Consider the following 14,020-nt stretch of genomic DNA (forward strand, 5'->3'; position numbering starts at 1 on the left):
CATTATGACCCATATTCTTTCCCTCACATTTACCATCGAGCGTGCGCTCCACGTAGTATTGACCCAACAGGGTAGTGATTCTATCGTCGCCGAAGTCTTCATCCCTGTGACACGAACGTTTGATTCCGATCTTGTACAAGAGATGCGGACATTTTTTGAGCTCCATGCCGTGGATGTGCAATCCCTTGACATCCAGCTCAAGGAGGGGGCGCTTGACAAAAATACACTACCGTATAGAATGGCATATACCTGGAAGTCAGCGATAGAGTCGCTCAAGGCCAGGGAGGCAGCGACGTAAAAGAATGCGGCGCGGGGGTTCTGCGTCCCCGTATGCGTTTTTGCAGAGGTTGTGTTGTCCATCGTCCCCAACACTTCTGAGCAAACAAGTCGTTTGGATGATCAAAACTCAATAATTATTAGATACCCTTGCACGACCATATCTCTGGCCGTGTCTATTTCGTTTTATAGGGACTCTGCAGTGCGCTGCGCACCACCGCATGCACGGGTTCCGCACCATTTCCCTCTGTATGGCAGCACGAAAAGTATTCTCAAAATATCCTCTCCATCAGTATGATCCCCCACACTTGGTGCAGGTCCAATTGGACTCGTACCAATGGTTTCTCCAGACAGGGTTGAAGGAGCTTTTGCACGACGTCTCTCCTATTGAAGACTGGACGGGTAAAGAGCTCGAGCTTTCCTTTTTAGATTTTCGCATTGACGAGCCGAAGTACGATGAGCGTACATCAATCGCAAAAAACATTTCCTACGAGGCGCCGTTAAAGATGAAGATCAGCGTGCGCAACAAGCGCACCGGTGAGGAGCGTGATCAGGAGCTCTTTATTGCCGACATTCCGCTCATGACTCCGCGAGGCACGTTCATTATTAATGGCGTGGAGCGCGTGGTTATCTCACAGCTCATTCGTAGCCCTGGCGTTTTCTTCTCCCTTTCGCGCACGAGTCGGTATAAGCGCTTTTTTGGTGCAAAACTTATTCCATCGCGTGGTGCATGGTTGGAATTCGAAACCGGCTTTGATGGCGTCATCTCAGTCCGCATCGATCGTAAGCGCAAAGTTCCTGTCACCGCATTGTTGCGTGCGTGCGGCATTGCAAAAGACGACGAGATCAAAAAGCTTTTTGCTGATGTAGATACTGATGAGCACATGAAGTATATCTTGGCGACTATTCTCCAAGATCCTTCATCGAATGAAGAAGAGGGTCTTATTGAGCTCTACAAGCGCATCCGTCCCGGTGACCCTGCAACTGCAGACACAGCCCGCCAGATGGTGCAGAACATGTTCTTCAATACGGCGCGGTACGACCTTTCAAAGGTTGGTCGTTTCCGCATGAATGCTCGTTTTGATGAAAAGCTGGACGTTGATGTCCGTGAAAATCGTATTCTTCGCACGGAAGACGTTGTAGCAATTGTCCGCGAGATTATTCGTCTCAATAACGATCCGCATGCGCGTCCGGACAACATCGATCACCTTGGTAACCGCCGCGTAAAGACGCTCGGAGAACTCCTCCAAGATCGTTTGCGCATCGCGTTTGCTCGCATGGAGCGCAATATTAAGGATCGCATGAGCACGTTGGAAACAACCGACGGTGTTTTGCCATCGCAAATCATCAACGCGCGCCCATTTGTGGCCGCATTAAAGGAATTCTTCTCATCAGGCCAGCTTTCGCAGTTTATGGATCAGCACAACCCGTTGTCTGAGCTTGAGCACAAGCGCCGTCTTTCGGCGATGGGTCCTGGTGGCTTAACTCGAGAGCGCGCAAGTTTCGAGGTCCGCGACGTCCACCCATCTCACTATGGTCGCATTTGTCCGATCGCAACTCCGGAAGGTCCGAACATCGGTCTCGTAGGTCACCTTGCATTGTATGGAAAGATTTCTCCGCTCGGCTTCATTTTGACGCCTTATGTGAAAGTGGTGAAAGGCAAGATCACGGAAGAGGTTGAGTACATGGACGCAGTGCAGGAGGAGCGCCACATCATTGCCCAAGCAGGTTCTGCTATTGATAAAACTGGCAAGCTTGTGGGTGTGAATGGAAAAATCATGGCGCGCATGCATGGCGAGCCGACCACCGTTGCTATTGAGGATGTCGATTATATCGACATCTCACCGCGTCAGCAGTTCTCGGTTGCTACCGCCCTCATTCCATTTTTGGAACACGATGACGCAAATCGTGCATTGATGGGTTCAAACATGCAACGCCAAGCAGTGCCACTGATCACGACTGAATCGCCATATGTAGGGACGGGTCTTGAAGGTCGCGTTGCTGTCGATTCCGGGCTCGTAGTTGTCGCACCGGAGAGTGGTACCATTACCGAAGTTGATTCTCGTCACATTGTACTTACGACGGACAAGGGCAAGGAACACGTATTTGATCTTCTCAAATTTGTTCGCTCAAATGCAGTAACCTGCATTAACCAGCGAGCTATTGTGGAGAAGGGACAGAAAGTGAAGAAGGGCGACGTGCTTGCTGACGGTCCTTCCACTGAAAGCGGCGAACTGGCTCTTGGAAAGAACCTCGTTGTGGCATATATGTCATTTTTGGGTGCGAACTATGAGGATGCCATCGTTCTCTCGCAGCGCTTGGTGAAAGAAGATGTTCTTTCTTCCATTCACATCGATGAATACGCATCTGACGTGCGCGAAACAAAACTGGGCCCTGAAGTAACCACATATGACATCCCGAACGTTGCCATGGAGCGTCTGGCAGACCTTGATGCGGACGGTGTCGTACGTATCGGCGCCGAAGTTCGCTCGCAGGATATCTTGGTAGGAAAGATTTCGCCAAAGGGTGAAAATGATCTCACTGCCGAAGAGCGCCTCTTGCGCGCAATTTTTGGAGAAAAGAGTCGCGACGTGAAGGATTCTTCTTTGCGCATTGACTACGGCAAAGAAGGCCGCGTTGTCGCGGTAAAAACGTTCTCGCGTGATGAGGGTGACAAGCTCGACGCGGGCGTGATTAAGCGCATCCAGGTTTCTGTAGCACAGCTTCGTAAGATTCAAGTAGGTGACAAGCTTGCTGGTCGCCACGGCAACAAGGGTGTGATCGCTATTATCTTGCCAGAAGAAGACATGCCATTTTTGGCCGACGGTACACCAGTAGACATCGTCCTCTCTCCTCTTGGTATTATCTCTCGTATGAACATCGGTCAGGTGCTGGAGTCGCACATGGCAATTGCCGCAAAGACGCAGGGATACAAAGCGGCGATCCCCGCGATGGCTGGCCCTACAGAAGACATCATCAAAGAAGAGCTGGAAAAAGCAGGCCTTCCTGTTGATGGCAAGATGCAGCTCTTTGATGGTAAAACCGGCCTTCCATTCGATCAGAAGAGCCACGTCGGCGTGACATACTTCATGAAGCTCATCCACATGGTGGAAGATAAGCTCCATATGCGCTCGATTGGTCCATACTCGCTCATTACTCAACAGCCGTTGGGTGGTAAGGCGCAGTTTGGTGGCCAGCGCTTTGGTGAAATGGAAGTGTGGGCGCTTGAAGGATATGGTGCCGCGCACACGTTGCAAGAAATGCTCACCATTAAATCGGACGACATTCTCGGCCGTGCCAAGACGTATGAGTCGATCGTCAATGGCGAAGATATTGTAGCTCCACACCTGCCCGAATCCTTTAAAGTGTTGGTCTCAGAAATTAAAGGTCTCGGTCTTAACGTGGAACTTATTGAGCAGTAATTAACTCCCTTACACTACACTTATGGATCTCTCATACATTCGCCTCACCCTCGCATCACCAGAAGATATTCTGTCGTGGTCCTATGGAGAGGTTACCAAACCAGAAACCATTAACTACCGTACCCAAAAAGCGGAGCGCGAAGGATTGTTCTCGGAATCAATCTTCGGCCCCACAAAAGACTGGGAGTGTTACTGTGGTAAATATAAGCGCATTCGTTACAAAGGCATCATTTGTGATCGCTGTGGTGTTGAAGTGACGCGCGCGGTTGTGCGTCGTGAACGCATGGGCCACATTAAGCTGGCAACACCTGTGGCACATATTTGGTTCCTGCGCGGTTTGCCATCAAAGGTCGCCGGCATCTTGGGCGTTTCTTTGCCAGAACTTGAGAAGGTTATCTATTTTGCGTCCTATATCGTTACGCGCGTAAATGACGACCTCAAGACTGAAGCTATGAAGCGCGTGGAGCAGGAGTTCAAGTCCAAGCTCAAAGACACCGACAATACCGAAGAGCAGCTGCGACTGAAAGAGCTCAAGGAACGCGAGCGTATTAATCTCAAAAACTTGCGCGTGCACCAGATTCTCTCAGAGCTGGAATATCGCGACCTCTCCATGAAGTACGGAGAAGTATTTGAGGCAGGCATTGGCGCGGAAGGCGTTCGCCGCCTCTTAGAAACTCTCGACCTCTCTCAGCTTGCTACGGAAGTCGAGCATGAATACAAGGAGGAGATCAACCCGGTTGAGCTGAAAAAGATCGCTCGCCGTCTGAAGCTGATTCGCGGCATGATAAAGGCGAACATCCGTCCTGAATGGATGATCATGACTATTCTGCCCGTGATCCCACCATCGCTTCGTCCTATGGTCCCGTTGGACGGTGGTCGTTTCGCAACGTCCGATTTGAACGATCTCTATCGTCGCGTTATCAATCGCAACAACCGTCTCAAGCATCTTCTTGAGCTCAAGGCCCCGGACGTCATTACAAAGAATGAGAAGCGCATGTTGCAAGAAGCCGTTGATGCGCTCATCGATAACGCAATGCGCCGCGGTACTGCGACAACTGCAGCAACTACTGGCCAGAAGCGTGCGCTCAAGTCCCTTGCTGACATGTTGAAGGGAAAGCAGGGTCGTTTCCGTCAAAACTTGCTTGGTAAGCGCGTCGACTACTCCGGTCGCTCGGTGATTGTGGTCGGTCCAAAGCTCTCTATGAGCGAATGTGGTTTGCCAAAGCGCATGGCATTGGAATTGTTCAAGCCATTTGTGATTGGCATTCTCATTCGCAACGGCTTGGCGCACAACATTAAATCCGCGAGCCGTCTCATTGAACAAGAAACTCCCGACGTCTGGTCTGCGTTGGAAGAGGCGATTCAAGACAAGCTCGTCTTGCTCAACCGCGCTCCAACATTGCACCGTCTTGGCGTGCAGGCATTCCGCCCAACGCTCATTGAAGGAAAGGCGATCCAGCTGCCGGCTGTCCCCGTGCATGCGTTTAACGCAGACTTCGACGGTGACCAGATGGCAGTCCACCTCCCATTAACCAAGGAAGCCCAGCAAGAAGCGCGCGAGCTCATGCTTTCAACGCATGGCATTCTCAAGCCGGCAACAGGTGAACCAGTTGCTGTGGCAAGTCACGACATTTCATTCGGATGCTACTACCTCACGAGTGTTGACGCTGGTGCGCACGGCTCGGGCAAGCTGTTCTCTTCTTTCGAAGAGGCGCTTCTTGCATATGAAAATGGAGTCGTTGGCCTACGCGCGCAGATTAAGGCAGAATATGCGCCAACGGCATCAACATGGCGGCACGAATGGGCAGAGAAGCCAGGCGTTATCGAAACCACTCCGGGACGCATTATCTTCAATAATGTGCTCCCTCAAGACTTTGGCTTTATCAACCGCACGCTGACCAAGCCAGACCTCAAATCTATCGAGGGCTTTATTTGGGAAGAGTATGGAGAAGAGGTAACCGTTCGTTTCTTGGACGGTATCAAGGATCTTGGCTTCCACTATGCGACCATCTCCGGTGTCTCGTGGGGCATGGACGATCTCCGCGTTCCAAAGGAAAAGCCAGAGATTATCGCAGAGGCTGACACGCTCATTGAGCAAAACCGTCGCTTGTATGAAGAAGGCCTCCTCACGGAATATGAACGCCGCTCAAAGGCTATTGAGATTTGGAGCAACACGAAGGCGAAGCTCTCTACGCTTGTAAAGAAGCAGCTTGGTCCACAGGACGCAGCATTTATTATGGTGGACTCTAAGTCTCGCGGAAACTGGAGTACGCTCGACCAGATGATGGGCATGCGTGGTATTTTCGCAAACCCTTCTGGTGAACTCATTGAATTGCCCGCTAAAAACTCTCTGAAGGAAGGCCTCGAGCCATTGGAGTACTTCATCTCTACGCACGGTGCTCGTAAAGGTTTGGTAGATACCGCATTGAAGACTGCATCGGCAGGATACCTGACGCGTCGCTTGGTAGATGTGGCGCAGGACGTCGTTATCACTGAGGATGATTGTAAGGAAAAAGAAGGCTACATCATGCACGCAGAGGATAGTAAATTTAGCGGAGAATCACTCGGTAAGCGCGTGAAGGGTCGCACGGTTGCTGAGAACGTAGTCTCTGGCGACGGCACGTTGATTGCGAAGAAGGGAACGGTCATCGATCGTGCGCTTGCACGCCTTATTGACGAGCACAAGATACCGTCGGTGAGCATTCGCTCGCTTGTGAAGTGTGCATCGCGCCAAGGCGTATGTCGTGCATGCTACGGCTACGACCTCTCGAAGAACGCAATGGTTGAAATTGGCGAAGCGGTAGGTATTGTCACCGCTCAAGCTATCGGTGAGCCGGGTACTCAGCTGACCATGCGCACCTTCCACAGCGGTGGTGTCGCAGGAGGTGCTGACATTACCATGGGTCTCCCGCGCGTTGAAGAAATCTTTGAAGCGCGCCCACCTCAATTCAAGGCACTCATTTGCGAAGTGGATGGACGCGTGCTTGCTGTTGAAGATCGCGGCAAGCAGCGCGCCATTGTCATTGAGACCGCAGGAAGCGGTGAAAAGCGTGAATACTTCGTTGCGCCAAACATTGCCGTTGCAGTTTCGGCTGGCGATCTTGTTGCGATCGGTCAGCAGCTGTCTGAGGGCCACGTAGATCTTCGTGAGCTGTACCACACCACGAAGGATATCGATGCAGTCGCTCGCTATATCGTGCGCGAAGTGCAGAGTATTTACTTCCCAACTGGCGACACGATCAACGACAAGCACGTTGAGTTGATTGTCCGTCAAATGTTCTCTCGTGTCCGCATTATGAATCCGGGCGACACTGACTTGCTGCCGGGTGATGTTGTAGAGCGCCGCCGCCTTCTCGAAGAGAATGACCGTGTTCTTGCGGAAGGAAAGCAGGAGGCAACCTATGAACAGCTCATCATGGGTATCACGAAGACTTCGCTTACCACTGAAAGCTTCTTGTCCGCATCGTCATTCCAACAAACTGCCGGCGTCCTTATTGATGCTGCGGTTGCGGGTAAAGAAGACCACATGCGAGGCCTTAAGGAAAACGTCATTATCGGCCGCCTTATCCCTGCGGGCACTGGTCTGCGGGCCCGTCAAGAAGGTAAGCCGCTGGCTCAGCTCGATGACGCAGCGCAAGATGTCGCCGCATAGGCAACACGTGACAGTAACAGAAACCCCTCTCATGCCGAGAGGGGTTTCTGTTACTGTGGGAAAACGTTGATAATTTGCCTTGCATTCTGCTGTTTTAGAACGGTATACTGAGGACACTCATGGCTCGCCAAAGCAACGGGAAAAAGCGTGAAAAACCATCCGATGAGGGCGGGTCTTCGCTTTTCGATATATCGCAAGAAACGCGAAATAGCATCTGGGGCATTTTAAGCTTCATTACTGCTATCGTGGTCACCTTAAGCTTTTTGGGACGAGCGGGTTCCGCGGGTGAGCTCATTGATTCCGTTTCGCGACTCTTGTTCGGATGGGGATATATCCTTGTGCCCATTTCTTTTGCGCTTCTTGGCATTTCCTTCATTAAATCTCTCTCGCGACACATCGCCACGAGCGCTGTAGTGGGCACCATAACGTTCGTACTCTCGACACTGGCGATCTTGCACATTCTTGGCGATGGAACCTTCGATGACCGCATTATACAGGGCGGATATTTAGGCGTGGTACTTGGATTCCCCCTCCTCTCTTCAGTCGGCTTTGTTGCGTCTCTTATTGTGCTGCTCTCGTTCTTGAGCATTTCCATCCTCCTCGCTCTCAACGTACCGTTGTCAGCACTCTTCATGCGCGCTCCTGAAGAAGAGGCGGCGCCTCAGGAAGATGAGATTGTCATCCGTAACGCGCAAAAAGAATTAGCCCAAAAGCCCGCTCCAGCACTTGCAGAAGTAAAACAAGCGGCGCCGCCAAAGGAAAAGGCTTCGAAAGTCGACGATGCTCCGGAAAAAGGTTTTGTTATTAAGAATTTGAAGCTTGGTAAATGGAATCTTCCGCCGCTTAAACTCCTTTCGGAAGACCAAGACCAGGCATTGACGGGTGATATTCAAGCAAACGCAAACATTATTAAGCGCACGCTCGCGAATTTTGGCATTGAGGTAGAAATGGGCGAAGTGTCTATCGGGCCAACAGTTACCCAATTCACCATGCGCCCTGCGGTGGGCGTGCGCTTGTCGAAGATCTCGGCGCTCGGGCCAGATCTCGCCCTTGCGCTTGCCGCGCACCCCATTCGTATCGAGGCTCCTATTCCTGGAAAATCGCTCGTCGGCATCGAAGTTCCCAACAAAAAGACAGCTATTGTTGGTCTCCGCAATCTCCTTGAGGCCGATGAGTATGCTCGTGGGAAAGCGTTCCTACCCCTTGCGATTGGACGTGATGTGGGTGGTCTTTCAGTCTATGGCAGTTTGGAGCGCATGCCACACCTGCTCGTTGCTGGTGCCACGGGCACGGGCAAATCAGTTATGGTGAATGGCATCCTCCTTTCGCTTTTGTATAAACACTCGCCAGAAACACTGAAACTCATTCTTGTTGATCCAAAGCGCGTTGAGCTGTCCATCTATAACGACATCCCACACCTCATTACGCCAGTGATCACGGATACTAAGAAAGTGATGGGGGCGTTGAAGTGGGCGGTGAGTGAAATGGATCGCCGCTACGATCAGCTCTCAAAGGTTGGTTCGCGAGATCTCTTTTCATACAACACGAAGATGGTTGCAGAGGGAAAGGACATCATGCCGTTCATCGTCATTGTGATTGATGAAATGGCAGACCTCATGGCTTCATTCGGGCGTGACGTTGAAGCGGCAATCGTGCGCCTTGCGCAGATGTCGCGCGCCGTCGGCATCCACCTCATTCTTTCAACGCAGCGTCCTTCCGTTGAAGTTATTACTGGGCTCATTAAGGCGAACATTACCTCGCGCATTGCGCTACAGGTGGCAAGCCAAATTGACTCGCGCACCATCATCGATATGGCGGGCGCAGAAAAACTGCTCGGCCGCGGCGACCTCCTCTTCATGTCGGGTGACGCGGCGAAGCTCCGTCGCGTACAGGCGCCGTTAGTTACTGAAAAAGAAGTGCACGATGTTGTGGCGTTCTTGCGTGAACAGGCAGAAGAGCTGAATCTTTCACAGAATGAGTCTCTGAGTTCTGAGCTTACCAACTCACTTGCAAACGGTGGTCCACAAGGACAGGGTGGCGACAACGGCTCTGATGAAGATGATCTCTACGACGAGGCAAAGCGCATCGTCATAGACTCAGGCAAAGCCTCAGCATCTTTGTTGCAGCGTCGTCTGCGCGTGGGATATGCGCGTGCTGCGCGCCTCCTGGACATCCTCGAAGATAAAGGCATCATCGGTCCAGGTGAGGGGGCAAAGCCGCGAGAGGTCTACGTGCAAGCAGATGGTGCGCCGAGTGCGCCTCCTATGGGGTATGCACCCGTGGCGACGGCAGTATCTGCTGACACGCTAGAAGCAGAGCGAGATGAGCAGTAATGAATAATCCACTGCGCTTGAGGGAGCGTAGTATGCGTATGGTAAAAAAAGATCACAAAAAGGAAGCAAAGCCCAACATGACGAGCAAAGATAACCGCCATATTGATATTGCCGTCAAAGAAATTCAAGAAAAATACGGTGACGGCGCTATTATGAAATTGGGCGAAGCGCGAAAGGTTGATGTTGATGTTATCCCTTCCGGATCTATTTCACTCGATCTTGCTCTTGGGGTTGGAGGCATGCCGCGCGGCCGTGTTATTGAAGTGTATGGTCCTGAAAGCTCGGGCAAAACAACGCTCGCGCTCCATCTCGTGTCCGAAGTGCAAAAGCAGGGTGGTGTTGCTGCGTATGTTGACGCGGAACACGCACTTGATCCCGAATATGCGAAGCGTATTGGGGTAAAAACGCAGGACTTGCTCATTTCTCAACCAGATCACGGTGAACAAGCACTCGAAATTGTGGAAACGCTGGTTCGCTCCGGCGCCGTTTCGTTGGTGGTCGTAGACTCTGTCGCAGCACTTACGCCTCGCGCAGAAATTGAAGGTGAGATGGACCAGCAGCATGTCGGCCTTCAAGCGCGCCTCATGAGCCATGCGCTGCGCAAGCTCGCAGGTGTTGCAGCAAAAACAAACACCACCATTTTATTCATTAACCAGATTCGTCAGAAGATTGGAGTCATGTTTGGGAACCCAGAGACAACCACCGGCGGCTTAGCGCTAAAGTTCTATGCATCGGTGCGTGTTGAGATTCGTCGTTCAGCGCAAATTCAAAGCGGCGAGCGTATCATTGGAAATCGTGTGAAGGTGAAGATTGTAAAGAATAAGGTAGCTGCACCATTCCGTACGTGTGAGTTCGACATCTTCTACAACGAAGGCATCTCTGCAGAGTCTGATTTGATTAACACGGGGGTACTCTATGGGGTGGTCGGCAAGGCGGGTAGCTGGTATACGCGTGGCGCAGACAAGCTCGGACAAGGCATGGAAGGTGCGCGCGCATTCTTGAAAGAGAATCCAAAAATCCGAAAGGAAATCTTCGATGCAATTAAAAAAGCTGCTGCCCTCGGTGAGGCACCAGCGAAACAAGCGCCCCTTGCATCCGAAGAGTAGCGCTTATACTTTTGCTTCCGAATAGATCTCATCAAGCCACGGATAGCCTGATGAGACTTCACGTTGCATAAAATTAATCTCTTCTTGAGGAAGGCTAAGTGAGTCAAGGAGTGCAAAAAATCCTTCGCGTAGCTGCTCGGGCGTCGTGGGTACTGTTTGCGTCCACAACATTTCTGCAAGACGCCAGAAGCGTAGCATGGCTCCTTCGCGCGTTGCGCATACCGCCATAAGGTTTTCTTCTGGCAGGCTGTCTAATTCGGAGCGATACGTGAGCCATGAGCCGGCGGGCCCTATTTCTTTAGGGCAAAAGAGGTCGACAAAATAGAGCGTCCCATCAGTGTCTGGGACAACGTTTGCGAGCTTTAAATCAATGCCATGAGGGAGAGCGGTTACCTCTCGTCCGGAGATTGTTTTTCGATGGAGAGCGCCACGTGGATAGTGCGCGAGCTGGGCGAATGTTTGCCGTACAATGCTCCATCGAAGGAAATTCGGTTGCTCTGGGTTGGTAAATATTTTTTCGCCATCAGCGCGTCCGATGCGTTGCTCGTATGAAAATATCTGCCCCTCATTTCCTTGCTGGAGTGTTTTTGTGTAATACGTATGTGGTATATTCCATCCAAAGCGCACTAGTTCTCTGCGATATGGCTCGAGGCGGGATTCTAAGTGCCGCGCTACATTAAAAGGTAAGCCTTTTCCGGCTCCCATTCGTTTAAATAACACTTGTTGTGGAGTGCCGTGCTCTCGGTACTCTAGAATAGAAACTCGAGATTGGCGACCTTGGCTGATACCATCGGGAGGAAGTACTGAAAAAATGATATGTGGTTCATCAGCGCGAAGAATGTGCAATTCTGACGGAGTTGGTTCAAAGAGCTTGGCGTGGTGGGCGAGTACATCTTTCTTTTCCATTACGATCAGTATACTAAAGCGTTATATAAAGCACAAAACGCCCCACATGGGGCGTTTTGTGTGCACTTGGGGGAAGAGGCCTTACTTCTGAACTGTCTGGTTGCGCGTGTAGGGCATAAGGGCCATGAAGCGTGCGAGCTTAATCGCCTGTGCGATACGGCGCTGGTGTATCTTGCAGAGCTTGTTGCGGCGTGAAGAGCCGATTTTAAACTCTGACGTTGTGTAGGCGCGGAGCGCCTTCACATCTTTATAGTTAATAGTTGGGGTTGCGTTTTTGCAGTGTGTGCAGTCCATAGTCGTTAGAATGGTAAATCTTCTGGTTTAATCTTTACATCTTCTTCTTCGATACCTTGGTGTGGCAACTCGCTTTCGTCAATGATTGGGATCTCTGGTTCCATGGCCGGCGTATCGCTTATTGCTGCTGCCGGTGCTCGTGATGGAGACGGTGCCCCCATCGGTTCACCTCCTGCGGAACGTGGGCCAAGTTGGAGATTCTCTGCGATGATTTCTGTGGCGTATCGCTTTACGTTATCTTGAGTGCCAGTCCATGAGCGAGTCTGAATGCGTCCTTCGATGAGCGCGAGAGATCCGCGGCGGAGATATTGGCTCGCGATTTCTCCGAGTCGTCCCCATGCAATGACTGTGTGAAATTCGGTGGCTTCGCGCTTTTGGTTTGTCTGCTTGTCATACCAGACGCGATTTGTCGCCATGCGAATAGTGGCCACATTTTGTCCTCCGGGAGTTGCGCGGACTTCGGGATCTTGGGTAAGCCGTCCGATCAAATAGACCTTATTCAGGTTCATAGCATTACGCGACGTCGTTCATTGCGCTGTCCAGCTGCGCATCCATATCTGGCTGTGCGGCGCGGGGCGTGCGAGAACGGGCGCGGGATTGTTCCTTTCCTGCGGACTCATCAAGCGCAAGCACGATGTGGCGCAAAACCTCTTTGTGGAGGCGGAGCGTTTCATCAATGAGCGCGAGCTGATCAGTATCTTCCAGCGTAAAGTGGCACCAGCCAAAAAAGCTAGAGCGTTGATGCTGGATAGGATAGGACAGGCGCGTTGCCTCGGGTGCTTTTGACTCTACAATCGTACCTCCGTGGGAGGTAACGACCTGCTCAATACTTGCGTGGAGAGCGGGGATTTCTTCAGGAGCCTTGGTACCGTCTAGGTGGTACGCCAACTCGTAGCGGCGATTCATGTCAGTCATATCAATACTTTTGGGTTTCCGCACGCCCGAGAGGCGCAGATGTGGGCCTCTCGTCATGCAGTTATTGCATTACCAGTGCCTAGATTACCAAGGAAATATGGGCATGTCAACGTTGTTGAGGGTATATTGACTATATCGTATTTATTTTGTACTATATGCGTCCAAGGAGGTGGCAGTGAATCAGAAAAAGCGAGCGACCGCGTCGCTAGCGGAGCTCGTTGCCGAAGTATCAGGGTGGCGGTTTGTGGTGGGGATGGCGGCCGTCATCGGGAGCCTCTTCATCTTCGTCTGTATGTTCCGAGCGGGCGTTGCGTGGGAACAAGGGCGTCTCGTTGCCGCAGTTGCTCTTGCGGCAGCTTCACTGGTTGCCGTCATCCTGTTTCTCGTGATCCTCACCATCGCTACGCGCAACTTGCGGGGCGACGTGCGGGAGTTTGCGAGACGCATGGGTGCTGGCATGGGCGATGACGCTGGGCTTAAGATCTAGTGGGGGGGGTGAATCGTGAAGGTTCTCGTCGTTGCCGGGTACGGGGTGACGCCCGTACGAAACTACGCCATGGAGACAGAGCGCTATCTGCTCCGTGCCGCAGAGTTGCTCAGGGAGGCATACGAGGGCGGCGATCCGTTCTCCAATCTCATCCTGTGCGGCGGCATGACCCAGCAGAAGACATCGCCACATGTCACAGAGGCGTACGCGATGCACGAACGTCTTCGCACGTTGACCATGTGGACTGATGGGAAGCTCGTACCCTCCTTCTGGGACGCTGTGCTGGTCTCGCACGAAGAGCGTTCATTCACTTCGCTGGAGAACGTACGAAACGCGAGTGAGCGCATTTATCAGCTGTGGGAGCAATTCGATGAGGAGCTCCACATCACCGTGCTGTGCGAAGGCATGCGCCTCCTGAAGTGGCAGATCTTGTGTCGCCACTTCATGCCGAAGACGACCACGCCCATCCAGTACGAGATCGTCAACTGGGAGCTGATGTCACCCCACAAGGAGTTGATGGCGACCATCTGGGACGCGTGTTCGGTCTCGATTCCCATTATCGGGCCAGCGATGGCGTGGTGGTGGGGATGGCGTCGCCGTCGGCGCGCCAAGCACATCTAGCCCCTACC

At 52.1% G+C, this 14,020-nt stretch carries 11 protein-coding genes; 7 read left to right on the plus strand and 4 right to left on the minus strand.

The window, feature by feature from the left end; translation table 11 throughout:
* Positions 1 to 4 precede the first annotated feature (4 nt).
* The 5 genes from QY311_02935 to recA all read left to right on the plus strand — a co-directional run bounded on the left by QY311_02935 (position 5) and on the right by recA (position 10,789).
* Positions 5 to 298, plus strand: coding sequence for a hypothetical protein (locus QY311_02935; protein WKZ27061.1), 294 nt, complete (start codon positions 5 to 7; stop codon positions 296 to 298).
* A 229-nt stretch (positions 299 to 527) separates the two neighbouring features.
* Positions 528 to 3,698 (plus strand): DNA-directed RNA polymerase subunit beta, encoded by a 3,171-nt coding sequence (locus QY311_02940; GenBank protein ID WKZ27062.1) that lies wholly within the window; start codon positions 528 to 530, stop codon positions 3,696 to 3,698.
* A gap of 22 nt (positions 3,699 to 3,720) precedes the next feature.
* Positions 3,721 to 7,350 (plus strand): DNA-directed RNA polymerase subunit beta', encoded by a 3,630-nt coding sequence (gene rpoC, locus QY311_02945; protein ID WKZ27063.1) that lies wholly within the window; start codon positions 3,721 to 3,723, stop codon positions 7,348 to 7,350.
* Between the two features lie 119 nt (positions 7,351 to 7,469).
* On the plus strand, positions 7,470 to 9,683 hold the full coding sequence (locus QY311_02950; protein ID WKZ27064.1) for a DNA translocase FtsK: 2,214 nt from the start codon (positions 7,470 to 7,472) through the stop codon (positions 9,681 to 9,683).
* 77 nt (positions 9,684 to 9,760) lie between these two features.
* Complete coding sequence (recA, locus tag QY311_02955) at positions 9,761 to 10,789, plus strand: recombinase RecA (protein WKZ27432.1); 1,029 nt, start codon at positions 9,761 to 9,763, stop codon at positions 10,787 to 10,789.
* 3 nt (positions 10,790 to 10,792) lie between these two features.
* On the opposite strand, the gene QY311_02960 is transcribed toward recA, so the two are convergent.
* From QY311_02960 to QY311_02975, 4 genes are all read right to left on the minus strand, one after another.
* Complete coding sequence (locus tag QY311_02960; protein ID WKZ27065.1) at positions 10,793 to 11,695, minus strand: hypothetical protein; 903 nt, start codon at positions 11,693 to 11,695, stop codon at positions 10,793 to 10,795.
* An 81-nt stretch (positions 11,696 to 11,776) separates the two neighbouring features.
* Entirely contained in the window at positions 11,777 to 11,989 is a 213-nt protein-coding gene (rpsR, locus tag QY311_02965; GenBank protein ID WKZ27066.1) for a 30S ribosomal protein S18, read from the minus strand.
* Positions 11,990 to 11,994: 5 nt separating this feature from the next.
* Positions 11,995 to 12,498 (minus strand): single-stranded DNA-binding protein, encoded by a 504-nt coding sequence (gene ssb, locus QY311_02970; protein WKZ27067.1) that lies wholly within the window; start codon positions 12,496 to 12,498, stop codon positions 11,995 to 11,997.
* A 4-nt stretch (positions 12,499 to 12,502) separates the two neighbouring features.
* Entirely contained in the window at positions 12,503 to 12,904 is a 402-nt protein-coding gene (locus QY311_02975; GenBank protein ID WKZ27068.1) for a 30S ribosomal protein S6, read from the minus strand.
* Positions 12,905 to 13,079: 175 nt separating this feature from the next.
* Between QY311_02975 and QY311_02980 the strand changes: the two genes are divergently transcribed.
* Together QY311_02980 and QY311_02985 are read left to right on the plus strand one after the other, a co-directional pair.
* A complete protein-coding gene (locus tag QY311_02980) occupies positions 13,080 to 13,391 on the plus strand; it encodes a hypothetical protein (GenBank protein WKZ27069.1) in 312 nt (103 codons plus the stop codon).
* 15 nt (positions 13,392 to 13,406) lie between these two features.
* Complete coding sequence (locus tag QY311_02985; protein ID WKZ27070.1) at positions 13,407 to 14,012, plus strand: ElyC/SanA/YdcF family protein; 606 nt, start codon at positions 13,407 to 13,409, stop codon at positions 14,010 to 14,012.
* Positions 14,013 to 14,020 lie beyond the last annotated feature (8 nt).

The organism is Candidatus Paceibacterota bacterium, assembly GCA_030583765.1.
Classification (GTDB): domain Bacteria; phylum Patescibacteriota; class Minisyncoccia; order 2-02-FULL-40-12; family GWA2-44-9.

What these genes read in the sequence shown, in the direction of transcription:
- QY311_02935 (WKZ27061.1), top strand. Translation starts at nt 5, where the DNA reads ATGACCCATATTCTTTCCCTCACATTTACCATCGAGCGTGCGCTCCAC.
- QY311_02940 (WKZ27062.1), top strand. Translation starts at nt 528, where the DNA reads ATGGCAGCACGAAAAGTATTCTCAAAATATCCTCTCCATCAGTATGAT.
- rpoC (WKZ27063.1), top strand. Translation starts at nt 3,721, where the DNA reads ATGGATCTCTCATACATTCGCCTCACCCTCGCATCACCAGAAGATATT.
- QY311_02950 (WKZ27064.1), top strand. Translation starts at nt 7,470, where the DNA reads ATGGCTCGCCAAAGCAACGGGAAAAAGCGTGAAAAACCATCCGATGAG.
- recA (WKZ27432.1), top strand. Translation starts at nt 9,761, where the DNA reads ATGACGAGCAAAGATAACCGCCATATTGATATTGCCGTCAAAGAAATT.
- QY311_02960 (WKZ27065.1), bottom strand. Translation starts at nt 11,695, where the DNA reads ATGGAAAAGAAAGATGTACTCGCCCACCACGCCAAGCTCTTTGAACCA.
- rpsR (WKZ27066.1), bottom strand. Translation starts at nt 11,989, where the DNA reads ATGGACTGCACACACTGCAAAAACGCAACCCCAACTATTAACTATAAA.
- ssb (WKZ27067.1), bottom strand. Translation starts at nt 12,498, where the DNA reads ATGAACCTGAATAAGGTCTATTTGATCGGACGGCTTACCCAAGATCCC.
- QY311_02975 (WKZ27068.1), bottom strand. Translation starts at nt 12,904, where the DNA reads ATGACTGACATGAATCGCCGCTACGAGTTGGCGTACCACCTAGACGGT.